The sequence below is a fragment of the Desemzia sp. AGC72 genome (genome assembly GCF_057334175.1).
On sequence record NZ_JBHFIG010000020.1, the window covers coordinates 15,045 to 39,855 of the forward strand.

25 protein-coding genes and 1 pseudogene are annotated in these 24,811 nt (G+C 35.6%); 14 read left to right on the forward strand and 12 right to left on the reverse strand.

Translation table 11 applies throughout. The features are described 5' to 3' along the window. Nucleotides 1-16 precede the first annotated feature (16 nt). Nucleotides 17-907: an ABC transporter ATP-binding protein gene (locus ACE025_RS08470; protein ID WP_485939337.1), complete on the forward strand. Its 891-nt coding sequence runs from the start codon at nt 17-19 to the stop codon at nt 905-907. A 29-nt stretch (nt 908-936) separates the two neighbouring features. Then, nucleotides 937-2,541, forward strand: coding sequence for an ABC transporter permease (locus ACE025_RS08475; protein WP_485939260.1), 1,605 nt, complete (start codon nt 937-939; stop codon nt 2,539-2,541). Between the two features lie 121 nt (nt 2,542-2,662). Here the strand turns inward: ACE025_RS08475 and ACE025_RS08480 are convergent, their stop codons facing one another. The 3 genes from ACE025_RS08480 to ACE025_RS08490 form a co-directional block, all read right to left on the reverse strand. Next, on the reverse strand, nt 2,663-3,364 hold the full coding sequence (locus ACE025_RS08480) for a zinc metallopeptidase (RefSeq protein ID WP_485939261.1): 702 nt from the start codon (nt 3,362-3,364) through the stop codon (nt 2,663-2,665). Nucleotides 3,365-3,654: 290 nt separating this feature from the next. Beyond that, a complete protein-coding gene (gene trhA / locus ACE025_RS08485) occupies nt 3,655-4,302 on the reverse strand; it encodes a PAQR family membrane homeostasis protein TrhA (protein ID WP_485939262.1) in 648 nt (215 codons plus the stop codon). 434 nt (nt 4,303-4,736) lie between these two features. Continuing rightward, the gene (locus tag ACE025_RS08490; RefSeq protein WP_485939263.1) at nt 4,737-5,003 is read right to left on the reverse strand and encodes a hypothetical protein; all 267 of its coding nucleotides are present in this window, start codon (nt 5,001-5,003) and stop codon (nt 4,737-4,739) included. Between the two features lie 403 nt (nt 5,004-5,406). On the opposite strand from ACE025_RS08490, the gene ACE025_RS08495 reads away from it, so the two are divergent. Continuing rightward, complete coding sequence (locus ACE025_RS08495) at nt 5,407-6,303, forward strand: helix-turn-helix domain-containing protein (protein ID WP_485939264.1); 897 nt, start codon at nt 5,407-5,409, stop codon at nt 6,301-6,303. Nucleotides 6,304-6,418: 115 nt separating this feature from the next. Beyond that, entirely contained in the window at nt 6,419-6,619 is a 201-nt protein-coding gene (locus tag ACE025_RS08500; protein WP_485939265.1) for a hypothetical protein, read from the forward strand. A 37-nt stretch (nt 6,620-6,656) separates the two neighbouring features. Here ACE025_RS08500 and ACE025_RS08505 read toward each other — a convergent pair whose 3' ends face one another. The 3 genes from ACE025_RS08505 to ACE025_RS08515 all read right to left on the reverse strand — a co-directional run bounded on the left by ACE025_RS08505 (nt 6,657) and on the right by ACE025_RS08515 (nt 8,915). Then, entirely contained in the window at nt 6,657-7,529 is an 873-nt protein-coding gene (locus ACE025_RS08505; protein WP_485939266.1) for an SDR family oxidoreductase, read from the reverse strand. A gap of 113 nt (nt 7,530-7,642) precedes the next feature. Continuing rightward, nucleotides 7,643-7,963: a putative heavy metal-binding protein gene (locus ACE025_RS08510; RefSeq protein ID WP_485939267.1), complete on the reverse strand. Its 321-nt coding sequence runs from the start codon at nt 7,961-7,963 to the stop codon at nt 7,643-7,645. A gap of 79 nt (nt 7,964-8,042) precedes the next feature. Further along, nucleotides 8,043-8,915, reverse strand: a complete 873-nt coding sequence (locus ACE025_RS08515) for a glucose 1-dehydrogenase (RefSeq protein WP_485939268.1) — start codon at nt 8,913-8,915, stop codon at nt 8,043-8,045. 160 nt (nt 8,916-9,075) lie between these two features. Between ACE025_RS08515 and ACE025_RS08520 the strand changes: the two are divergent. The 5 genes and pseudogenes from ACE025_RS08520 to ACE025_RS08540 form a co-directional block, all read left to right on the forward strand. Then, nucleotides 9,076-9,393: pseudogene (locus tag ACE025_RS08520) on the forward strand (YrhK family protein); the annotation flags it as partial. A 176-nt stretch (nt 9,394-9,569) separates the two neighbouring features. After that, a complete protein-coding gene (locus ACE025_RS08525) occupies nt 9,570-11,357 on the forward strand; it encodes a DUF4153 domain-containing protein (RefSeq protein WP_485939269.1) in 1,788 nt (595 codons plus the stop codon). A gap of 15 nt (nt 11,358-11,372) precedes the next feature. After that, a complete protein-coding gene (locus ACE025_RS08530; RefSeq protein ID WP_485939270.1) occupies nt 11,373-11,948 on the forward strand; it encodes an SOS response-associated peptidase in 576 nt (191 codons plus the stop codon). A gap of 190 nt (nt 11,949-12,138) precedes the next feature. Then, nucleotides 12,139-13,563, forward strand: a complete 1,425-nt coding sequence (locus ACE025_RS08535) for an MATE family efflux transporter (RefSeq protein WP_485939271.1) — start codon at nt 12,139-12,141, stop codon at nt 13,561-13,563. Nucleotides 13,564-13,746: 183 nt separating this feature from the next. Beyond that, nucleotides 13,747-14,229: an LURP-one-related/scramblase family protein gene (locus ACE025_RS08540; protein WP_485939272.1), complete on the forward strand. Its 483-nt coding sequence runs from the start codon at nt 13,747-13,749 to the stop codon at nt 14,227-14,229. A gap of 885 nt (nt 14,230-15,114) precedes the next feature. Here ACE025_RS08540 and ACE025_RS08545 read toward each other — a convergent pair. Continuing rightward, on the reverse strand, nt 15,115-15,261 hold the full coding sequence (locus ACE025_RS08545) for a hypothetical protein (protein WP_485939273.1): 147 nt from the start codon (nt 15,259-15,261) through the stop codon (nt 15,115-15,117). Between the two features lie 206 nt (nt 15,262-15,467). After that, on the reverse strand, nt 15,468-15,647 hold the full coding sequence (locus ACE025_RS08550) for a hypothetical protein (protein WP_485939274.1): 180 nt from the start codon (nt 15,645-15,647) through the stop codon (nt 15,468-15,470). A 370-nt stretch (nt 15,648-16,017) separates the two neighbouring features. Between ACE025_RS08550 and ACE025_RS08555 the strand changes: the two genes are divergently transcribed. Next, nucleotides 16,018-16,305 (forward strand): hypothetical protein, encoded by a 288-nt coding sequence (locus ACE025_RS08555; protein ID WP_485939275.1) that lies wholly within the window; start codon nt 16,018-16,020, stop codon nt 16,303-16,305. A gap of 261 nt (nt 16,306-16,566) precedes the next feature. Here ACE025_RS08555 and ACE025_RS08560 read toward each other — a convergent pair whose 3' ends face one another. The 3 genes from ACE025_RS08560 to ACE025_RS08570 all read right to left on the reverse strand — a co-directional run bounded on the left by ACE025_RS08560 (nt 16,567) and on the right by ACE025_RS08570 (nt 18,803). Next, nucleotides 16,567-17,400 (reverse strand): histidinol-phosphatase HisJ family protein, encoded by an 834-nt coding sequence (locus ACE025_RS08560; RefSeq protein ID WP_485939276.1) that lies wholly within the window; start codon nt 17,398-17,400, stop codon nt 16,567-16,569. 248 nt (nt 17,401-17,648) lie between these two features. Next, nucleotides 17,649-18,413, reverse strand: a complete 765-nt coding sequence (locus tag ACE025_RS08565; RefSeq protein ID WP_485939277.1) for a hypothetical protein — start codon at nt 18,411-18,413, stop codon at nt 17,649-17,651. Nucleotides 18,414-18,446: 33 nt separating this feature from the next. Next, nucleotides 18,447-18,803 carry a DUF6176 family protein gene (locus tag ACE025_RS08570; RefSeq protein WP_485939278.1) on the reverse strand — a complete coding sequence of 119 codons (357 nt, stop codon included), beginning with the start codon at nt 18,801-18,803 and terminating at the stop codon, nt 18,447-18,449. A 181-nt stretch (nt 18,804-18,984) separates the two neighbouring features. On the opposite strand from ACE025_RS08570, the gene ACE025_RS08575 reads away from it, so the two are divergent. From ACE025_RS08575 to ACE025_RS08590, 4 genes are read left to right on the forward strand one after another with little or no spacing between them, the layout of a single operon-like run. After that, nucleotides 18,985-20,154, forward strand: coding sequence for a galactokinase (locus tag ACE025_RS08575; protein WP_485939338.1), 1,170 nt, complete (start codon nt 18,985-18,987; stop codon nt 20,152-20,154). Between the two features lie 26 nt (nt 20,155-20,180). Continuing rightward, nucleotides 20,181-21,659 carry a UDP-glucose--hexose-1-phosphate uridylyltransferase gene (gene galT / locus ACE025_RS08580; RefSeq protein WP_485939279.1) on the forward strand — a complete coding sequence of 493 codons (1,479 nt, stop codon included), beginning with the start codon at nt 20,181-20,183 and terminating at the stop codon, nt 21,657-21,659. Nucleotides 21,660-21,683: 24 nt separating this feature from the next. After that, a complete protein-coding gene (locus ACE025_RS08585) occupies nt 21,684-22,745 on the forward strand; it encodes an aldose epimerase family protein (RefSeq protein WP_485939280.1) in 1,062 nt (353 codons plus the stop codon). A gap of 21 nt (nt 22,746-22,766) precedes the next feature. Then, entirely contained in the window at nt 22,767-23,768 is a 1,002-nt protein-coding gene (locus ACE025_RS08590) for a LacI family DNA-binding transcriptional regulator (protein WP_485939281.1), read from the forward strand. Between the two features lie 213 nt (nt 23,769-23,981). Here the strand turns inward: ACE025_RS08590 and ACE025_RS08595 are convergent, their stop codons facing one another. After that, nucleotides 23,982-24,731: an NAD-dependent epimerase/dehydratase family protein gene (locus ACE025_RS08595; protein WP_485939282.1), complete on the reverse strand. Its 750-nt coding sequence runs from the start codon at nt 24,729-24,731 to the stop codon at nt 23,982-23,984. Nucleotides 24,732-24,811 lie beyond the last annotated feature (80 nt).

Genomic DNA, 24,811 nt, shown 5'->3' on the forward strand with positions numbered 1-24,811 from the left:
TATTATGGGGGCGGTAATAATGAGTTTAGTAGAAATTAAAGGGCTAACGAAAAAATTCAATAATTTTACTGCACTGGATAAAATCGATTTAACTATAAATGAAGGGGAAATCTACGGGTTTATTGGTCCGAATGGTGCTGGAAAAACAACAATGATCAGGGTGTTGTTGGGACTATTAAAAGCTACTGAGGGAGAAGTTGCGATTTTTGGCAAAGACGCTTGGAAAGATGCTGTCATGATCCATAAACGAATCGCTTATATTTCTAGTGAAGCTAATCTATGGCCCAATTTGACAGGTGGACAAGTAATTGATTTGTTTATGGAAATGCATGGCAATAGTAATGAAACTAAAAGAGATGAATTGATACAACGTTTCAAATTAGATCCGACAAAAAAGTGTCGTGCATATTCTAAAGGCAATCGTCAAAAAATACCCCTTATTGCAGCGTTTACTTCAAACGCAGATTTATATATTCTAGATGAACCCACATCTGGTTTGGACCCGTTGATGGAGCAGATTTTCCAAGATATCATTTTAGAACTTAAGCAACAAGGGAAAAGCATATTGCTATCCAGTCATATTTTATCCGAAGTTGAAAAGTTGTGTGACCGAGTCGCCATTATTCGAGAAGGTAAAATCATAGAGACGGGGAATCTTTCAGAACTGAAACATTTAACTAGATCGAAACTCACTGTTGAAACGCAAAAGCCTCTAGTAGGGCTAAAAGAAATGAACGGTGTTCGAGATATTAATCAAAAGGGAAATAACTGGGAATTTCAAGTTGACAGTGAAAAAATGCCGGAAGTAATCAGGCACGTCAGTCAATTTGGTGTTTTAAAATTAGAAAGCTCTGCTCCTACGTTAGAAGATTTATTCATCCGTCATTATAAGCAGAAATCTTTTTAAGAAATTAGTCAGGATAGAGGTGAGCAGTTATGACAGAGCAGTTGTTTAAAGGAACTCGAACAGCAACTAAAATACTTCTGCACCAAAATGGTTTCAAGCTAGGTTTATGGTTACTTGGAATAATAGGGATATCGTTAGTTGTAGCTGGTGTATACCCTACTGTTTACACTAATCCAGATGATCTTGCAGGATTTGCCATTACAATGGAGAATCCTGCAATGAACGCTATGTTAGGACCGAATTATCCAATCGGAAAATATACTATTGGAGCTGCTTTTGCAAATGAAATGTTATTATTTACAGCTATTGCAGTGGCAGTCATGAACTGTTTGTTTGTGAGTTCAAGTACCCGTGATGATGAGGAATCAGGGCGTTTAGAATACATCCGAGCTTTGCCAGTGGGACGTTTATCGTATTTAGCAGCTTCTGGAGTAATCGTGTTACTAGCAAATGGCTTGTTGTTTCTTTCGGTATCTTTTGGTTTGACAATTATTTCTGCATCTGGAATGAGTTTAGAGGCATCTATTCTATATGGAGCGTTGCTAGGATCATGCGGACTGTTCTTTGCTGGTCTAACAGTACTCATTGCACAATTAGCGGATACAGCAAGAAGTACAACTATAGTGTCTATTGGGATGCTTATCCTTTTATATATCATCCGAGCGATTGGAGATGTTGGAAATGAAATGTTGGCTTTATTCTCTCCTTTGGGATGGGTAGTTCGTACACAGGTATTTGTGACAAACAGGTGGTGGCCGGTTGTTAGTTTGATTTTTGGAGCAGGAGTGTTATTGACAGCTGCTCTTTATTTAAACAGCAAAAGAGACATCAATACTGGTCTTATACCAAGTTATAGGGGCAAAGATAAAGCGTCAGATTTTTTGAAAACACCGTTAGGATTAATATGGCACTTGGAGAAAATGCCTTTGATAGGATGGACCGTAATGCTGTTTTTAATGAGTGCAGCATTTGGAGCTATTCTAGGAGATTTGGAAATCTATTTTTCAGATATGGAATTTATTGAAGGTTTTTTATCAAAAGAAGCAGGTACAGCTTTAATAGAACAATTTATTGTCTTATTAATGGAAATTTTATCCATTTTCACTGCAATAGCTGTTGTCTCTATACTATTAAAGTTAAAAAGAGAAGAAAAACAGCAACGTATCGAACACTATTATAGCCGTTCAGTATCGCGAAACAAAATACTGTTTAGTTATTATATTGTCTCCTTGGTATTTTCTTTTGTAATACAATTCGTGATTGCTTTGGGCCTATATTTGACAGCAAATCTATCTTTAACAAGTGGTCTTGAGTGGTATGTTCCATTCGAAAGTGCGTTTGTATATATTCCAGCAATCTGGTTTATACTGGCTTTAGCAACTGTTCTATTAGGAGCATGGCTGAAAGGAACCATTTTCGTTTGGATATATATTGTATTTACTCTGACAGTCGTCTATTTAGGAGGCCTGATTGATTTTCCAGAATGGTTGAATAAATTGTCTGTTTTTTATTTTATCCCGCAAGTACCGATTGAAACAGTCAATTGGACAGAGTTCGGTATTTTGATTGGATTAGCTGCTCTATTAACGATTCTGGGGTTTATTGGATATAATAGACGGGACTTTAAAAGCTAGTGACCGGATTTTGCATGAGGAGGACTTGATGTTAGAAGCAGGTTTTTAAAAATAAAAAATAGAGGGAGTCTCTATTCTATTGAGACTCCCTCTATTATAAAAAGCTATTGGATTTTAACTTCTAGTCGTTTCGTCTTCCTCCGCCAAATAAAAGGACCAAACGAAGTACTTGTAAGAAAGAAGCGACAGCAGCAGCTACATAAGTTAAAGCAGCAGCACGCAGCACATGTCTAGCTTGATCCAATTCTTCAGGAGTTAGAAGCTGTTGCTGATCCAAAATAGCGATCGCGCGATTTGAAGCATCGAACTCTACTGGTAAAGTCACTAATTGGAAAATCAATGTCAAAGAGAAAAATAGAATCCCTAAATTGATCAACGATTGATTTCCGCCAAAAATCACACCGGCTAAAATCAGCGGGAATGAAATACCCTGCCCAAAATTAGCTACAGGCACTAAAGTACTTCTCAAACGTAATGGGAAATAGTTTTCGTGATCTTGTATCGCATGACCGGCTTCATGGGCAGCTACACCAATGGCTGCAACAGAAGTTGAGTTATACGTTGCATCAGATAAACGCAAGATGTTATTTTGAGAATCATAGTGGTCAGTCAAATCTCCAGGCACTCTATCAAGAACGACATTTCTCAAACCTGAATTGTCTAAAATCGACCGCGAAACTTCCCAAGCAGTGAATCCTCTGTTATTTCTAGTATCCGCATACTTACTGTAAGTGCTGCGAACGTAAGTGCTTGCTATACCTGAAATCACTAATCCAATTAAAATAAAGATCATTGTTGGATCATAAAAAAAGTAAAATGGCATAATATTCTCCTTTCAGTTGGCTTTTTTATTCCCTTAAAGCGACAAGTATCTTAGTTTTATCATATCATGAAATAAAAGAAAAAGATTCCGGTAAGTCTATGATGATGAGTTCGGGAATAAAAGTTATTACCATCATTTTAACAGATAAATGTGAATTTTTTGCAACTTCCAGCGTTTTATATTAATTGTTATTAAAATAATTCGATTAATATAATAGAAGGAACAAAAAAGTTCTATAACTAAGGAAAAGTCTCATTAGTTATAGAACCGAATTATTTGCTTTTGTTATGTTAGACATAAAATAAAATAGACAGAAACATTAATCCAGTACCGAGTAAAACAAACAAATGCCACACCACATGCATGTATTTAACGTTTCGCAAGCTGTAAAAGATAGTTCCTACAATGTAAGCTGCACCGCCGGCAACCAATAAATATAAACCATTTGTACCTAAACCTTCGTATAGAGGTTTAAAAGTAATGGTACAAATTAAGCCCATTCCGATATAAACCATGGTAGAAACATTCGGGAATTTTTCTACAGCTACACTTTTAAAAATGATGCCTGCCAGAGCAACAGTCCAGATAATACTAAACATCACCCAGCCAAGTGTCCCGCCAATCGTCACCAAACAGTAAGGAGTATAAGTTCCAGCAATCAATACATAAATACTGCTGTGATCCAAGATTTTAAATAGTCTTCTAACACGTGTGAAACTCAAACTATGGTATAAGGTGGAACACAAGTAAAGAAGAATCAGGCTAGTACCATAAACAATGTAAGAGCCAAACTCTATTCTAGAACCGCTTTGAGAACCTTTCATAAGTAATAAAACAAGTCCTGCTACACTTAATAAAACGCCGATGCCGTGAGTGACTGCATTAAGCACCTCATTCCAGATCAAATACTTTTTTGTAAACGTGGGTGTTTTAACCAACCTAAATACCTCCTTAAAAGACTAAAATGTTACAGAGCACTATAAACCCTTTAGTAAGATTATAGTAAATGTTCCGTACTCGTTCAACAAATTCAGCTTACCACATAATCTCGGATATGTCATCATCTAGTTTCGAAAACTAGATTAAAATTAAAATAAATCTTTACTCTTGAAGCAGGTAAGCAAATAGATTTTGTCGATTATGTGATCAGCTCATTAAAATGCCAAGAATGAAACGGTGCTTTACAGGATATTGGTTTTCATTAGATGGATTACATAGTACACTAAAAGAAAAGTTGACTGATTATCAGCATAAAAAAATAACGGAAATACCTCTTGAACAATGATTGCACTGTTCTAAAGTATTCCCGAATATTGAAATTTGCACATGAGTTATACGCTTCTTTCTATAAGATTTTGTCAGAGCGATTGTTCTACAAATTCATATCTAAGGAAATTTGTTTTAAGGTGATGGAGCGACCGTTGTCTTTGCGAACAAAAAGCAGTTTTTGGACGTTCATGGTGTATAAATCATTTAATGTTAAATGATTTTTTCTCAAAATCATTTCTAGCGGAATATCCAATTCGTCATCGGCGTTCAAAATGAAATCTTCTTGGTCGATTTCCAGCTCTATTTCGGTATCATTTTTGACTAAAATATAAACGTACTGGACATTTAATGCTTTTTCAATGTGGTCCATTATAGCTCACTCCCATAATACATAAAGGTTGGATTTATTTAAAAGAACCTTTTTTTCATTTATGAAATAAAGTTATTTTTGATAAGAGAGTGTCATTTATGAAAGGCACAAAAGAGGAGGAGATTAGGATAAATAACTTATCTGTTATCTTAAAAGGGGTAAAGACTCCTCTTTTGCATCTCTTTACTTCAAACGACTAGAAAAGAACGGGTAATAAAGCGTATGTTCCATACACAACAGGCGGAGCACCAGCAGTAACGAGAATACCTAAAATTGTAAAAAGATTTTTTTTGACAAATTTTTTCATAATATCACCTGACCTTTCTTTATTTACGTTTAGTGTACTATAAAAAAAATCAAAAAGTAAAATTGTGTCATATAAGAGAAAGTGAGGAAAAAGCCTATGGAACAAAAATATGGCTATGTATTAAGAAGACTGCGTGAAGAAAAAGGCTACTCTTTAAGACAAGTGTCTAATGGCATTTTATCGACTTCCTTTTTATCGAAATTTGAACGTGGGGAATCGAACATTTCTTTGAGTCATTTTATCAAAATTATTGAACGAATGAACATTTCTCTAGATGAATTTGTTTTTGCAGCTAATGAATACAAACCTAGTGAGTTGGACCGATTGATGGCTGATATTGCAACAGCGTACCAACGAAATAACACTTCAAAATTAACGCTCATAAAAAATAAAGAGTATGAAAAGTGGGAAGAATACGGACTAAACGCTTATTTGTGTAACTCGATCATGGCAGAAGCTAAGTTATTGGATTTGGAAAAAAAAGAAATCGATAAGAAAAAAAGAGAATATTTAGCTAATTACTTATTCAATATAGAGCTGTGGGGAAATTACGAATTAGTCATTTACGCTAATTCTTTGACTATATTTCCGCCGGCTACCATTATTGCGTTATCTAAGGAAGTAGTTAAAAAGACGTCTATGTATAAGCTTGTTCATAAAAATTTTCTACAGACATTAGCTATTTTAATAAATACAAGTATTGTTTGCTTAGAAAACAACTTATTGAATGACGCTCTATACTTTATTTTGACATTAGAAAACATGCATATGTCCGAAAATCTATTTTACGAACGTACACTACTGGTGTTCTTAAAAGGAATGTATGAAATCAAAAAAGGCAACATACTTGATGGGGAAGTTCTATGTCGAAAAGCAATCGACATTATGTACACCATAGGATCTGAAGACTTGGCAATGAGTCATGAAAAATATGTCAACGATATGATTATGCTGAAAAAAGAAGAATTATCCATTCAAGATTCCACTATATGACACGAAAAAATTTGAGGGATAGTCATAGTGTTTAAGATGATAGGACATAAAGCAAAAAGGTAAATACAATTGTTTCAAAGGGAGTCATTCAAAGAAGAGGAGAAGGAGAAATAGCATGTGGTTTATTGTAGGTTTTTTATTATTAGCTGTAGCAGTGCTGGTGTATTTTAATGAAGGCGGGCCTGCCACGATTGAAATATTTGGGATGATCGGTTTATTCACTTTATTTATGTATCTTGAACTATGGCCATTAAGCGCTATTGTAGTCATTGTTTGGGTGTATCGGAAATATCTGAAAGCCAAAAGAAACCGTTAATACAAAGAGGTTGGGAATAATCCCAACCTCTTTGTATTTACTCTACAGTATTCAAATGATAGACGATTTCAGTCAGGGATTGTTTTAAAGAAATTGCAGGTCTTCCCATCAAGTGAGGTAAGTCCTCACTTTCGACATCTAGATCCCCTTTTCTGATAGATCGCTGGATATCTAAAGAAAATTCAGCCATAACATCGGGAGTTCCATTTGCAATTAATACTTCTTCATACGTTTTATCATCTACGTTTCGAACAATCACTCGTCTTCCTAGTATAGAGGTTAGTTCTCTAGCCATATCCGCATAACTTGAGGGAACACCTGAAAGTTCATAAGTTTTATTAGTATGTTTACCAGAAGCTAATACGGCGGCTGCAGCTTCGGCATAATCTACCCTGGGAACCCATCCGACTCTACCGCTTTCAGCTGCCGTCAGAACAGGTCCTCCAGCCAGTACATTTTTAATAATAGGGATCTCATTTTCTACATACCAGTTGTTGCGCAAGAAAACATAAGGAATGCCGCTTTTAATGATGGCTGATTCAGTTTGTCGATGAACTTCAGCAACAGGTAAAGAGCTTGATTCTGCTTTGGATATACTTGTATAAACGAGCAAACCTACACCTGTTTTTTCGGCAGCATAAATGACGTTAGAGTGTTGACGGAGGCGTGTTTCATCGTCACCTTGAGAAGAAATCAACAATAAACGATCGACACCTTTAAAAGCATTCTCTAATGAGCTTGGATCTTCATAATCCGCTTGAAGTACTGTGATTCCTTTTTCTTTAAAATGTTCTGCTTTTTCAGGGTCTCTGACAGATACCGCTAATTGTTCAGGTGGAACGCGCTCCAGTAAAGCTTGAACGACTTTTGATCCTAACATTCCTGTTGCACCCGTAATTAAGATTTTCATGCTGATTCCTCCACAAAAATTTATTTTTTATGTTGTCTAAATCAATTATTTAAGACAGGAATGAAAAAGAACTCAATGAACAATTCATCAAGCTCTAAATACGTATGAAAAAATTAGTTTAGTTTAACAGCTGTCCCACTGCAAGTGACCATAATCATGCCATTATCCGCTCCCAGTGTTTCGTAGTCCATTTTCACACCAACAACAGCATCTGCACCCATTTGTGCAGCGCGGGTCATCATTTCATCTAAAGCATTTTCACGAGCTTGCAGAATTTCATCTTCATATCCTTGTGAACGGCCACCAAAAAAGTTTCTCATTCCGGCTCCGAGATCTTTTAGAAAATTGATCCCTGAAATCACTTCGCCAAATACGATACCTTCATAAGAAGCAATCGTTCTGCCTTCTACACTTCCAGTTGTTGTTACGATCATATTAACGCCTCCAAAAATTAGTAGTGGTATATGTATAGAGTATACCACTACTAAAATAAAAGAAAAACAGTCGACTAAATTATCCGTTTACAACTGTACCGCCGTTCACATGGATCACTTGCCCAGTGACGTAGCTGGAATCAGAGCTTGCCAAGTAAACATAAGCTGGAGCCAATTCATATGCCTCTCCTGCTCGTTTCATGGGTACTGATGCGCCAAATTCTTCTTTATCAGTAGATCCGGTAGTCGCTGGAATCAACGGAGTCCAGATTGGACCAGGTGCTACACCATTGACTCGAATATTTTTATCTAAAAATTCTTGATTCTGTGCTAAAGACCTTGTAAATGTAACAATAGCCCCTTTAGTTGACGAGTAATCTAATAAAGAAGGGCTGCCTTGGTAAGCAGTCACAGATGTTGAATTGATGACGGCCCCATTGTCGTTTAAATATGGGAGAGCTGCTTTTGCAAAGTAAAACATAGAGAAGATATTGGTTCTAAAAGTACGATGCAGCTGTTCATCTGTAATATCTAATATTGATTCTTGGGCAAGTTGTTGGGCAGCATTATTTACTAAAATATCAATGCTTCCAAATTCTGCTACCGTTTTTTCTACCACTTCTTTCACGAAATTCGAATCTCCGACATCACCAGTGAACCAGAGTACAGGACTGTTCAGCTCTTCGATCCGGTTTCTGACTGCAGCGGCGTCTTCATGTTTTTCAACATCTACTAAAGCTAACTTAGCGCCTTCTTTAGCGTAAGCAATAGCCACCGCTGCACCAATCCCACTATCTGCACCCGTAATGATTGCAACTTTTCCTTCTAACTTTCCAGCTGCCTTGTAATCGGGACTTTCATGTAAAGGCTCAGGAGCCATTTTTTTGTTCTTGTCTTCTTGAAGATAATTTTCTTTAGGAGCCTGAGTATTGAGAGTTTTTTCATCTGCCATCAAAAATACACCATCCTTAGTAAAGTTATTTTCAAGAATAGAGTAGCAACCAGTTTTAAAAATTACAATTAATAAGACTTCAAGTATCAGATAATTGGTTTATGAAACTAAAAAAAGTATACTCAAATTAAGAATCAGATTTATTATAGGAGGGTCACTTTTGCCTAAAATAGAACGTAAAACACATAAAGTAGAAAATGATACGGAAGAGGATATTGAATTAAAATCTGGTCGATTCAGAATTTATTTCCAAAATAGATATACATTAATTTCGCTATTAAATGATTTACTTGTTGGACTCGTTTATATATTAGGAAGTATCAGTTCCCTAATAGGACTACCTGGTATTTATGGCACCTATTTTTATTTGGCTGGTGGAGTGTTCCTGATTTTACGACCATTGATCAAGATTATTCACAACATTTATATTTACAAAGACGCAGAAGAAAGAAGAGAAGAAGAGCGGAAAGAAAAAGCAAAAGAAAAGCAGAAAGAAGATGAAGGAGGAGAACAAGAAAGCCAACAAGAAGATCAAGAGTATAATCAAGAGTATTACGGCGATGATAATAATGAAGAATACGAAAAAGATGACGAATCAGATTCGTAACACCAACTCAGCAAAAGTTGGATCAGCCGTTGAGAGGATGGAACGATATGAAATGGAGGCAATTTTTTAAAGGACGCATGCAGAGTTTGACTACAGCAGTCAGCAGATTCCCATTAACTGTACTGTTCTTAGCGCTAGCAACAGTTATCAACACTTTCAATATCCAAACAGAAAATGTGAAATATGTTGAATGGATGTTAGCATGTTTTATGGGAGCTTTAGCAGCGTCTGTAGCACAATTGATTTATGAACAGTTTTTTAGAGAAAAAGAAAAAATACGGTATGCCTTATTCGTTCCCGCTATTCTTTTTGCACTCTTATTTTATTTTATGATTGATATAGAATCGGATTTGTTTTCGTTGGAAGTCGTTGTTCGAACAACGGCACTAGCGTTTGCTTTGCTGATTGCTTTTATCTGGATTCCAAGTATAAAGAGCCGCTTGTCTTTTAGCGATTCTTTTACAGCTGCTTTCAAATCGTTCTTCACGACCATTATTTTCTCAGTCGTTTTAGGAGCCGGTATCCTGTCTATATTATCTGCTGTTAATGTTTTGTTGATCAATTTGGACTATCGGTTTTTCTTGCATGCGTCAAACATAGTGGCACTTTTATTTGCACCTATTTTATTTTTATCGTATATTCCCGTTTATTTTCCGCAAAACAGATCAGAATCGGTACAAATGAAACAGTCAGATGAAGTAGAAGAGGCCATTAGTGTTCCAAAGATATTAGAAGTTTTGTTGACGTATATCGTCATTCCTTTAACGATGATTTTCACGATTATCTTGGCATTATATATTTTAATGAATATAGGAAGAGACTTCTGGATCAACAATTTACTGGAACCAATGTTGGTAAGTTATGCGATCGTAGTTATTTTAGTGATGCTGTTGATTGTTCGACTAGACAACAAAGTAGTTGTTTATTTCAGGTTGATTTTCCCAAAAATTTTGTTTTTGATCGTTCTACTTCAAACTGTTGCTTCAGTGATCCAAATCAGCGAAAAAGGTTTAACGATAGGGCGATATTACGTCATCTTATTCGGGATATTCGCTATTATAGCCAGCATCATTTTTAGTATTTGGCCAAAGCAAAAAAATGGATTGATTGCTGTAGTACTGATCGTTTTTTCTTTGATATCTATTACGCCTCCTGTAGACGCATTTACAGTCAGCAAAAATGGTCAGATAGCATTTTTAGAAGCTACGTTGAGAAATAACAATATGTTGACGGGGAATGAACTTCAACCGCGAAACGATTTGCCGGAGAATGAACAAAGGAAAATAGTGGAGACGGTGAATGATCTGGAAAAAAATGGAAATATAAAAGAAGTACCCTTCTTACCTGACGATTATCAGACTTCAACAGATTTTGAATCTGCTTTTGGATTTGATCCATACAATGATGGAACAATCATAGAGGAGTATAGTTATTATTATTTTGAATGGACAGAAGAAACGATGGTAAATGTTTCAGATTACCAGCAAATGATAAAGGTGCAATTCGACACGTTAAATACTTCTCCAAATGAAGCGGTCCAAACCATTGAAATAGAAGGGGAAACCTATCAACTAGAGACACAAGAAGCAGAGGATGATCTTATCTTGTCCTTGAATGATGAAGAAAATGGAGAGATTATACGAACGAATTTAACACAGGCGCTGGAAGAAATTGAACCTGCTTCAGACTTCAATCAAGTTGATTTAACATTTGAACAAGCTTTTATTGAGAACGAAAACAATGCTGCTATAGTAGATACCTTAGTCTTGCAACTGAATAATAACGATGATGAAGGATATTCCGGTGAGTTGTTTATATTTGTCAGTATCAAATAAAAGGAGTAGATAATCGTGTGCGGAAGATACTCTTTGGAAGTTAGTAAGGAATGTTTAACTGAACGGTATAACTTGAAAAAAACAGCAGTTGATTATCAAGAAAAAGAAGAAATCTTTCCTGCAACTGCTGCTCCTGTTATTTTACCGGATACAGGTCTTGCTTTTTTAGAATGGGGATTCACACCTCATTTTGCTAAACGTCCGCTCATAAATGCTCGGGCTGAAACGATATTAGAGAAACCCACTTTCAGTAAAGCTTTTAAAACGGAGCGCTGCTTAATTCCGGCCACAGCATTTTTTGAGTGGGAAAAAGTAGAAGGAAAGAAAATCAAACGAAGAATAATGGTAACAAACCAATCGATTTTCTCAATAGCAGGAATATGTGATTATTTCTTAGATGAAGAGGGAAGAGAGCAATTGAAGTATTCTCTTATTACGATTGAAGCAAATGATCAAATGAAAAAAATCCACCATCGAATGCCTGTAATTCTTAACCCAGAAGATGAGTTAGATTATTTAAGTAGGGAACAAGAGCCTGAAAAAATTCGTCAACTATTAAAACCGAGTGAATTAAAACTGGTGATTGTGTAAAAAAGCAGAGAAATCTGCTTTTTTTATTTATTTGAATATTCAGAATATTGCGGTTATATCACCTTGAAATCACGGCAATATAGGTGTAAGGTTATAGATAAGACTTTATTCGTGTAATTAAAAATAATTAGAGAGGAGTAAAAACAAACAGATAAGAGATAACGGATATAAATATAAGGAGCGAAATTTTGTGAAGAAAACAGAAATCCGGAATCGTTTGATCCGGGAATCAAAAGGGAAATTCGGCGTAGCAGTAAAGAAATTGGTGAAAGATCCCATCAAGTTAGATATTCTTACGATTGCATGGCCGGTATTGATGGAGTTAGTATTGAGTTCGGTTTTCGGTATGATTGATATGATGATGTTAGGAAATATACCCAATAATGATTATGCAGCAGCTGCAGTATCTTCTGTAGGACTGACGAACCAACCGCTATTCTTGGCACTTTCTGTAGTACAAGCGTTGAATGTCGGCGGAACGGCTATGATTGCTCGTTATTATGGTGCTGGAGAAAAAAGACGGATGGAAAATGTATTGAAACATGTCATGCTGTTCGGTCTCTTTTTTTCTATTCCCATTTCTGCTTTTGGTTTATTGAATGCAGAAAATATTATGTCCTTTATGGGCGGGGAAGCACACGCCATAGAAATAGGCGCTAGTTATTTTAGAGTTATTTGTATTAGTTACTTATTCCAGTCTTTTAATATTAGTATTACTGGAGCTTTAAGAGGTATCGGGCAGACACAGATTCCGATGCGCATCAATGTTTTAGTTAACTTTTTAAATGTTTTAGGGAACGCAGTCTTGATTTATGGATTGCTGGGCGCTCCTGCACTGGGAGTTGTAGGTGCAGCAACTTCAACGGCAACGGCCAACTTGATCGCTAGTGTATTATTAGTCCGCTTCTTGATGAAAGGTAACAGCGAATTGCCGTTTTCTTTCAAACGCAAGTTTAAATTTGATACAGGCACATTAAAAAATCTGGTTCGTATTGGTATGCCGTCTGCAATCGAGCAATTGATCTTAAGAGCAGGAGTCATTTTATTCATTCAAATCGTATCTAGTCTGGGAACGGTTATTTTTGCGGCCCATCAAATCGGTATGAACTTATTGAGTTTATCCTTTACCACTGGTCAAGCCTTTGGTATTTCCTCTTCTTCATTGGTCGGGCGTTCGCTTGGGAAAAAAGATACTCAGTTAGCTGCTGAATATGCTAAGAAAACAAGTATGATGGGAGCTATAACAGGTATCCTTGTAGGAACAGTATTATTTATTGGATCAGAGTTTTTTGTCAGCCTCTATTCTAATGACCCGCAAATCATTCATAATGCTTCTACTGCTTTAAAAATCATCGCAGTTGTTCAACCTTTCCAAACGCATCAATTGATCGTTGCTGGATCTTTACGTGGTGCCGGAGATACTATGTTCCCGTTGATTTCTACTTTTGTTGGCGTATTGATCGTTCGTGTGATTTCTGCTTACTTTTTCGTTTTTGTACTAAATTTAGGATTAGTCGGAGCTTGGATGGGAATCGTTTTAGACCAGTTCCTACGTTGGCTTTTAGTTGGTGCGCGCTTTAAAGCGGGTAAATGGAAAAGTATCATCATTCATTAACAAACGAGTAAAAGACAAAAAGAGTGTGAAGACTCTTTTTGTCTTATTTTATTTCCCGGAAAATAATGAAGGAAGAACAGAGATTCTACTACCAAACTAACCGGTAAAACCATATTCATAGCCAAACAAAAGAGAGATGAGTATAATTTAGATAAGTTCTTAGATAAAGAAAGCAGGGATAACATGAAATTGTATATACGAGCAAAACGATTTTCTTTGAGAGAAACACTTATCGTACGAGACGAAAAAGATAATCCGATTTATGAGATCAAAAGCGAATGGTTGTCGTTTGGCCGCAAGGTACATATTTACGACCAAAATAATGAAGAAGCAGCTTCTATTGAAGAGAAAAAGTTAGGATTTAAACCGCAATACGGCATTTACCAATTGGATACTAAAGTAGCAGAAGTGAAAAAAGACGAGAAAAGGATGGGATCCGATTTTGAGATCAATAAAATCAATTGGCGGATAACAGGCAATGTAAAAGATAATGAATTTAAAATAAAAGAGAATTTACGTACAATTGCTGAACTCAAGAAAAAATGGTTTTCAGTTGGTGAATCATTTGTTCTTGAAGTAGGAGAAGAAGAAAATTCTGTTGTGGCATTGGCGATTGTGATAGCTATCTGGTGCTTAAAAGAAGACGAAGCTGAAGAAGAGAAATAGCAGGATAGGTAAAAGTTATAATTCTACACTAATAAGTAATTGAAAAGACTCACCATTGAAAAAACACATGATTTCGTTTATTGCTTTACGAAATCATGTGTTTAGTGCGCTGTGAAAAAGGAACCTTATAGAAGCATGAAATGTGATACATGACTTTATGTAATTTAAGGTATATAGGCAATTAGAATATGTAAATATCGGTTAGTTAAGAATTATATCCAACTATAAATGTCCAAAAAAGTATATAAAGTGAAATCAATGTAATTATTGTCCCTATAACTATATTAATGAAAGCTGAAGTTTTGCTTTGTTTTCGTACTTTAAATCCAGTGGTTATTAGCAAAATTCCGCCAATCAAAAAAATTGCTTCAATAAGTAATATAGGCCATTTAAATTTTATCATACTTTTGAAAATTTCCATAAGTCACCTTCCTTTCTCAAGTATAACTAAAAACTGATTTTATTAGATATAATGATAAAAAAGAATCTTAGTAAAAAAGATTTTAAATACATTATTTTAAATAATTCAATGGCTTATAATTAAACTTCATACCCTAAAAAATTTAATCTTTAGGGTATGAAGTTTATTTCTTCAATTAGATAACTTTTCAACCAATAATCATTGTAGTATCTAACTTTTTCAAGTCTCTTTCATGTTAATTTTTCAGTATTACTCCCTTGCTACTGCTATTTCTTGTAATATATAAATGCCTAATACCAGATCTGCCGGTAGTATTTAGTTTTATATTAGCAGTCTCTGTTTTTGTTCCTCCCCAATTACCATTGTAAATGAGTTGTACGGTTCCATTTTTACTACTGTGCTTTTTAATAGAAGTACCTTTGATTTTCCTGCTCTTCCAATTGTATTCCAAATCATATATTTTATTAATTTTTCAAAGGAGAACCTGTGAGATGTGTTTTGAAGGAATAAGTATCTGTTAAGCCTCTATATGTATATTTGTATGCATTACCAGCTGTTAATGCAGGGCTACCTGTTCTACCGCCTCCTGTTCGAGTAGCAAAGGTTGTCATTTCGGGCAACTCCTTAGATAGTTATCGTTGCTAAGGTTCCATCTTCTTCTTCAAATGATACTTCTTCATAATAATCTTTCTCTACGTTAAATTCTATTAGCTGTGTTTCTTCTGAATTTGTTTCTGATAATTCACCTTAAAGTTCACTAGCACTAACATTTTGACTATAGATAAGCAAACTGTACAATCCTGTAATAAGCATTAAACTAAATACCATCTTTTTCATCATACTTCATTTTTTCTAACTTATATATAAGCCGTAAAACTCTAGCAATAAACAACAGAATAAATATAGGCAATAAATGATATAGATTAACTAGTATTAGCATGACTATATCAAATAAACCACCCGCATAGTCATATTCTACAACCTCAACAATGTTCATTATTAAAATCCCCCTTTTAATTAAATGTCTGCATAAATTATTTTTTAAATATACTCATGACTTTATTGTAGTAAGTACATTATTATTGAGTATATTTAATTTGAGTTACTTGTTCATATATTTTAGGGGGTAACCATTACTTTATATAAAGTAATGGACTTTTTGTACCCCTTCCCTCCTTTATTATTTAAATTAAAGATATAATAAAAAGTATGCTATAAATAGCAACCAATAGTTTACATTGGGCAACTAATGGTTTACATTTGTTATTTATAAAGTTTTTATCTGATTTCATGCATTGATAAGTCATAAACTTAGTATAGGCTAATTATGATACTGAATAAAAATCAAAAAAATTGGAGGACTAATTATGTTTCTAGTATTAGGAATTACTGCTATAGTAGCAACTGTCTTAAATCTTTATTTCTATAAAGCAGGCAAAGATTACAGACTAGCGATGGCAATGGGATTGTCATTCACAGCATTGACGCTTGTTGCAGGGCACAGCATGATATCCGATTGGGTAAAGGAAAAAGATTTGGCTGCTTTATTAGATGTAGTGCCTACTATGACAACAGTCCTATGGGTTTTAACGGTTATATCAATCTTATTAAATATAATCCCAATACTGTTAGAACAAAAAACTAATAAAAACTAATAAACTGTCTGATAAGACTCTGCTTGAAACAGACAGTTACCAAGCGTTAATCTGATTAAGTTTATAAGTGACTATTAATGAATCAAGCAGAGAATAACGATTTGACGAAAAAATTGAAATTGAAGAAACATTTTTAAAAGGTATTACACTAGTTTAAGTAAATTCATGTATCAGTAGTTTTTCTGATGGAATAAAATCGGTTTGAAATTATATTTACCATGCTGTCCCTCGAATATCAAATGTTCCAACAGCTAGTTGTTTTTATAATATATGAAAAATAGGTTCCATTTTATCAAAAGTACAAAAATGAGTATAGCCGATGTTTTTTAACACTTTTTTAGCTTCTTTAATGTTATAACCTAAATGTTCTGGCTTATGACTGTCACTACCGATCGTAATGATTTTACCACCAAGTTCGTGATACAGTTTTAGGATTTCTATAGAAGGTGTCAATCCGTTAATTCTATAACGACTAGAGGACGTATTTATTTCTATTCCTTTATTATTTGCTATGACTACTTTTAATATTTCTGTTATTTTATCTTTATTATACTCAAACATATCGATTTCTTTATCTAAATAACGTCTCACTAAGTCCATATGGGCCAATACACTATAATTATCATATATCGTGACCAATTGATACATTTCATCATAATATCTATCATAACTTTCTTTATGTGTACGTCCTTTTTGAAATTCTCCTGTCCAAAATTCTTTGTTTTCGATTTGATGTACCGACAATAAAATGAAATCATAATCTTGAGACCGGTAAAGTTTCTCAAACTGATGAATAGTATGGACTTGCATGCCAAATTCCAAACCCTTTTTTATGTTTATTTCTTTTTCATATTTCTTAGCGAGTTTATCTAGCTCTGCAAAATATAAATTGTAATGGACATTTTTAACTTCTTTATTCTTACCTGTTTGGAATATTTCATTTGGTTTCCAATCGGGCTTAACCCCGTAATCAACATGATCTGTAAAACAAATTTCTTCTAACCCCAACTTGATAGCATCTTTTACGACATCTTCCATTAAATACCATGAATCATCGCTGTAGTCACTATGCACATGATAATCTACATAAATCATCAAAAAAACCTCCTTCAATCACCCAATTTTCATTTGTCATTCTTTATGATACTCATACATTAATTTTTTCGTATTTCTATTTTTCTGGTAACTTTAGATGGATTGCCACTGACAGTTTCAAGTATAGTAAGCTGATTTCATGATTCAAGTTAAAATGAGTGTTTGAAAAGTCTTGGAGCATGGTAATCAGTGATTACTACCATCAAAATATAGCCCATATACAATGTAAAAACAAAGAGGTCAGGAAACTAGTTTTCCCTGTCCTCTTTGAAGTAGTCTTCTAGGTTGAAGTAATGAAGCAACGAACCCTTCTTGCCTTCGTTGTACCAATTGTGGTAGTGCTGAAATACAGCCGAAACATCCCCATTTTCTCTATCTACCAACTCTTTGACCGCCAAGTAGCTTCTCCAGTAATCATACATGATGCTGGTTAAATTACCCTCATATGACTTGCTGCCGAATTCGCTCAAGGAGTGTTTGCCATATTTATCAGCAAACGTTGTAACTAAAGCCCGTTCAATAGTGCTGATCTCATCAAATGCCAGTTCATCCAACAATAACTTTCTCGGTAGATAAAAGCACATTCCTTCTTCAAACCAAATTTCATTTTCCCAATTTCCAGTATCGAAATCCTCCATAAAAAAGTCGATATGGTGGGTTAGCTCATGCGCTAAAATCTCCATCATCTGAGATTCTGTATTCCGTTCATAATAATTTCTTATAATGGGCAAGTCTCGATCATCCAACTGTTTAAAAAAGATTTCTTTCCATTCATCAACAAGAGGTGACATGTAAATCAAGTCTTTTCTAGTGAAAGCAGGAATAGGAGTAGTAGAAAAGATAGAGGTTGCCAATTCTTCTGGTGTCCAGATGACTGCCTTTGGACTTTCGTTCAATTCAAAGTCTGCGCGCAGAATCAATTGGTAATGTACCAATTTTTGAAAAAGAGCATGAGCTAGATCTTTGTGAGGTGTAGCTTGGTCTAAATCTTCAAAAGCAAAAATTTCTTTCATACAACGGCTCCTTTTTAATCACCTTTTTTGAAGTCAGTCTTGCATCTCGTTTTTTACTTTATCTTGAATCATCACAACTTTTGTTTTGAGAAGGTGTTCTCCATAACTGGGGTCGATACACTCGCTCCAATAAGCTAAATATTTTTGATCAACATGGGAATCTGAAAAAACGACATCACTAGCTGCCATTCCTTGATAAGAAACCCAATACAAGTACATCGTCTCATCGACGAATTCTTCAAAAATCGATTCCACATACATTTTTTCTCCAGGTAAGGTTTGAAGAACTTCTTCTAAATGATCATTTAAAAAAGACATCCATTCTTGAGCTACTGATTCTTTCCCTTTTTTGACCCGAAAACGTTCTAATTCTACTTGCACTTGTTCCATGACTTCCTCCTTATATTGAAGTTTAAATTAAATTTAGTATAACAAATAAACAAAAATCTCTATAGATTTTTAATCAAAAAAGAAATTTTAAATATTTAGTAAACTTTACTTGTAATTGTTTACTAAATGAAATAAACTATAACCATAAAATGAAAACGTTTTAAAAGGAGGAGAATGGATGATGGAATTAACGACTTTAAAAGAAACTTTTGCAAAATTGTATGGTGAAAAAGAGATTCAAACGTTTTTTGCTCCAGGGAGAATCAACTTGATTGGGGAGCACACAGATTACAATGGAGGCAATGTATTTCCTTGCGCGATTACTTTAGGTACATATGGGCTGATTGGTAAAAGAGGGGACAGTACAGTTAACTTATATTCTGAAAACTTTCCGAATATTGGTGTGATTTCATTTGATATAAAAGAGCTGCAGTATAAAAAAGAAGACAACTGGGCGAATTACCCTAAAGGCGTTATCAAATATTTAACTGAAGCAGGACACACAATTGACAGCGGATTTGATATGGTGATTTATGGAAATATCCCGAATGGAGCAGGACTATCTTCATCCGCATCAATCGAGTTATTGATGGGAGTAGCCTTAGAAAAATTGTTTGGTTTAACGGTAGAACGTTTAGATTTGATTCAAATCGGTAAAAAAGTAGAAAACGAATTTATTGGAGTCAATTCTGGGATCATGGATCAATTTGCTGTAGGAATGGGTCAGAAAGATAAAGCAATTTTACTAGACACGAACACATTAGAATATGAGCTGGTTCCTATTAAACTGACCAACCATGTTATTGTCATCATGAATTCAAATAAACGACGTGAACTAGCGGATTCTAAATACAATGAACGACGCAGCGAGTGTGAGCAAGCGTTAAGCGAATTGCAAAAGGAACTTGAAATAAAATCGTTAGGCGACCTTGATGAAGCGACATTTGATGCGCATACTCATTTAATCTCTAATGAGGTGTTAGTGAAACGTGCTAAACATGCCGTGTATGAAAACCAACGGACATTAAAAGCGACAAAAGCTTTAAAAGAAGGCGACTTAGAAACATTTGGTCAATTGATGAATGAGTCTCACTTGTCTACTCAGGATGACTATGAAGTTACAGGAATGGAATTAGATACATTAGTGCATACTGCATGGGAGCAACCAGGAGTTATTGGGGCCAGAATGACAGGTGCTGGATTCGGCGGTTGCGCAATAGCTATTGTGGAAAAAGATCAAACAGAAATATTTATTCAACAAGTTGGAGCCACGTATGCAGACAAAGTTGGGTATAACGCTGAATTTTATATTGCTGAGATCAGCGATGGCGCAAAGAGATTAGAAAAATAAATGACAGATGAGAAAGGAGAGCTAAAGTGATTGATCAAGCCATAACTGATTTTATTGAAATCGGAATCCGAAAGCTGACGATAGACCCTTTAGACCGAATCTATAAAACCAATCAATTATTAACTTTACTGCACAAAAAAGAGTTTGATACGAACATTGCACACAGCACTCCCTTGCCAAACGTATTAGACATTTTGGATGAGTTGGTGGATTACGCTGTCAGCATGAATGTTATTGAAAATTTGTCTACACAAAGAGACATTATGGAAGCGAAAATTATGAATCTAGTGACGCCGCTCCCTTCAAAAGTAAATGAAATTTTTTGGGACTTGTACCAACAAGATCCAAAAGAAGCTACCGATTATTTTTATACATTAAGTCAATCCAACGATTACATCAAAACGAGAAGTATTGCTAAAAATAGTCATTTTTTTAAACATACTGCATACGGCGATTTAGAAATTACAATCAACTTGTCTAAACCTGAAAAAGATGTAAAAGAAATAGCTCAAGCCAAAAATACCGTAAGTTCCAGTTACCCCTCATGTCTATTATGTATAGAGAATGAAGGATATGAAGGGCATTTGCTGCATCCGGGCAGAACAAATCATCGTCTGATTCGGATGTCTATCCGTCACGAAACATGGGGATTCCAGTATTCCCCTTATTCTTATTACAACGAGCATGCTATTTTCTTATCACAAGAACATCGTCCTATGTTTGTTAAAGAGGAAGCTTATCGGAAACTATTGAATATTGTAGAAATATTGCCGCATTATTTTGTAGGATCTAATGCAGGATTGCCAATTGTAGGCGGGTCTATTCTAACGCATGATCATTACCAAGGCGGACGGCATGTTTTTCCTATGGAGAAAGCTGAAGTTATTGCACCTTTTACAATGGAGCGGTATCCTGAAGTAGAAGCAGGAATTGTAAAATGGCCTATGTCAGTTATTCGTTTGCGGAGTAAAGATTCTGAAGAATTGGTAGAAGCAGGTTCTTATATTTTAAAGAAGTGGGAACAACATAGTGATGAATCAGTAGATATTTTATCTCATACAGGTGAAACACCGCATAATGCTATCACACCAATTGCTAGACAAAAAAAGGGAGTCTACGAATTAGATTTGGTTTTGAGAAATAACCGGACATCAACAGAATTTCCAGATGGGATATTTCACCCACATCCAGATGTGCAGCACATCAAAAAAGAAAATATAGGATTGATTGAAGTAATGGGATTGGCGATCCTTCCGCCAAGATTGAAACCAGAATTAAAAGAAGTTCAAAACTATTTATTAGATGAGCCTAACTCGATAGCAAATTATCATAAGGAATGGGCTGATCAGTTGAAGAAAACAACTAATATCACTCCTGAAAATGTGAAAGATGTGATTCAAGAAGGTGTCGGTTCCGTCTTTTTACGAGTATTGGAAGATGCGGGAGTGTATAAAGCAACGTCAGAAGGAAAAGAAGGATTTAAACGATTTATAAGAACGTTGTAAGCTAGAATTACAGGGGGAATGAGTATGGAATTTGAAAAAAAAATGTTCGGAGAACTATCTGGGGAAACGGTCTACGAATATACGCTGACAAATAGTCAAGGGGTGTCATTATCAGCCTTGAATCTAGGAGGAATTGTTACTTCTATCCAGACTCCTGATGTAGCTGGACATTTTTCCAACATCACTTTAGGATTTGATAACGTAGAAGATTATCTAACGTATCGGCCATTTTATGGAGCTTTGGTTGGAAGAGTTGCGGGCAGAATAGCTAAAGGACAGTTCAGGTTAGAGGGTAAGGAGTACCAATTGCAAGTAAATGAAGGCGAAAACCATCATCATGGAGGCAACCCAGCTTTTGAGTCTCATATTTGGGACGTTTCTATAGAAGAGGGAGAAGCATCAGCTCATTTAATATTCAAGTATTTTAGTCCTGCTGGAGAAAACGGCTATCCTGGCAATTTAATTGTCACCGTCACATACACTCTTTCTGAAGCTAATGAATGGAAGATTTCTTATCATGCTGAAACAGATGAGCCAACGTTGTTTAACCCAATCAATCACGTGTATTTTAATTTAAGCGGAGATCATACAAAAACAATTAAAGAACACACCTTGCAAGTCAATAGTGATCTTGTCGGCGAATTGAAAGAAGATGGTATTCCAACTGGCAAGTTGCTGCCTGTGAATGATACTGATTTTGATTTGAGAGAACCGGTCAAATTAAGTGAAGGGATCGCTAGTCAGCATCCTCAATTAGCCGATAAAAAAGGATTTGACCATCCTTACTTCTTAGCACACAGAGGTTCTGAGCCGGATGCTGTTTTGTGTGACCCTGAATCTGGAAGAAAAGTGAGTGTGACGACAGATTGTGATGCATTAGTCGTGTATACCCATAATGGTGTAAATGGCGAATATGAGATCAATGGCGAGAGAGTTGAGCCTTATGCAGGAGTAGCGTTAGAAACTCAAACTATGCCGGATGCTATCAATCAAGATAACTTCGGGAATATTATTTTATATCCTGGGGAAATTTTTCACTCTGAAACGATTTATCAGTTTGAACAAGCAAAAGGTTGTTTAGAATAAAGAAAGAAAAGTGGTGATGAAATGGCGACGATTAAGGAAATCGCTGAAAAAGCAGGCGTATCCAGTGCGACGGTCTCACGTGTATTGAATTATGATGAAACGTTATCGGTCAGCGAGGAAACTAAAAAGCGCATTTTTGAAACAGCAGAAAAACTAAACTATTCTAAATTTCAAAAAAATAAAAAAGCTAAGCAAGGAAAAGTTGCTATCGTTCAATGGTACACTGAAAAAGAAGAGCTGAATGATTTATATTACTTATCTATTCGGCTGGGTGTAGAAAAAAGAGCCGAAGAAGAAGGATATGAAATCATTCGTTTATTCCAAGACTCAACAGCAAAGTTGACGACTGACATAGAAGGTATTATCGCTATTGGAAAATTTAGTGAACAAGAAGTTTCTAAATTGAGCAAGTGGACAAAGAATATTTGTTTTGTAGACTCTAACCAACTGGCTCATAAACTGGATTCAGTGGAAGTAGATTTTGAACAAGCTGTAACAGAAGTGGTCAATTATTTCATTCAGCAAAACCATGAGAAAATAGGCTTTATCGGTGGACAAGAAAGTTATGCAGATCATTCTGCAAAGATTACGGATAAACGGCAGATTATTTTTGAGCAATTGCTGAAAGAAAAAGGGTTTTATCACGAGGAGTATATCTTTTTAGCAGATTCGTATCATGTTAGTGCTGGTGAAGAAACGATGCAAAAAGCTATTCATCAGTTGAAAGAAAATCTTCCGACAGCTTTTTTTGTAGCTAACGATGCTTTGGCGATAGGAAGTTTAAGAACCTTACAAGGAAATGGGATTTCTGTTCCTAATGATGTTTGCATTATGGGATTTAATGATGCCAGTGTGGCGAAATATGTCTTCCCGGCTTTGAGTACTGTCAGAGTTGAGACCGAATTGATGGGAGAAACAGCTTTTGAATTGTTATTGGATCGAATATCCACTGATCGAACAGTTGCTAAAAAAGTGACACTTTCAACAGATCTCGTTATTCGAGAAAGTACCATTAGACAATAAATAGTTAAAACTCCGACAGCACATCATCGTGTGGTCGGAGTTTATTTTTGTGAAGCGTATGTCGAGCTAACCGTCGCACTTCATGGTCTGCTCTTAGACGCGTTGCGTTCGGCAGCTCGCCTATCGCTTTCAAAAAAAGAAACTGAGGGAAAAAGCACCCTTAGTTTCTTTTTTGTGAAGCGTACGTCGAGCTAACCGCCGAACTCCACGCTCTTATTTGATGAGGCCTGCTTTTTTGAAAGCGTCGTCTTTTGGTTGGTAGCCTATTGCTACTCTGGCTTGGTCGATGTCTAAGCGTGGGAATGTATTGTTTGAGATTCCGTTTACGACGAGAGCGGGTTCTTTTAATTCTGCATTTAAGCAACAGTCGATTAAGTGGCACATATCATCATTAGATAAGTACATAGCTAAACCGTTTACGTCTGTATTCGGATCGAATTCGCTGTCGTCTCCTTTGTAGTCTCCAATGCGCAAGCCAATAGATTCTACACCTTTTTCAAAAGCAAAATAGGAAGCTAGGGCTTCTGCATAGACTTTTGATACACCATATAAATCAGCAGGTCTGGGAACGTCAGAAATTTTTACTTGTACATTTTTAGGGTAACCGTCAGACGCATGAATAGAGCTGGCATAAATGACACGCTTTAACGTGTCGCTTTTAGAAGCAGCTTCGAACAAGTTATAAGGAAGTTTGTAGTTTAGATCCAGCAAGCTTTCATAGAATCCGGCTGTTGCATCAGCTTGACCAGCTAATTGGATAATATAATCTACACCGTCTAATAAACCATCCCAACTATCTTGCTCAACTAAATCTAATTCTCTGACATCTGTTCCTTCTAACAAAGATTGAGCTGAATCATCAAATGAACGATTGACTAAAATCAAATCGTGATTGGGTTTCAAATGCTTAACTAAATTTTCACCGATATTTCCTGTAGCTCCAGTAATCAGAATTTTTGACATACTCTATACCTCCTATTATTGGTTGATTTGCTTTTCTATCCAAAAAAGGCAGACTAAAAAGTTTCTTTTAGCCTTGCCTT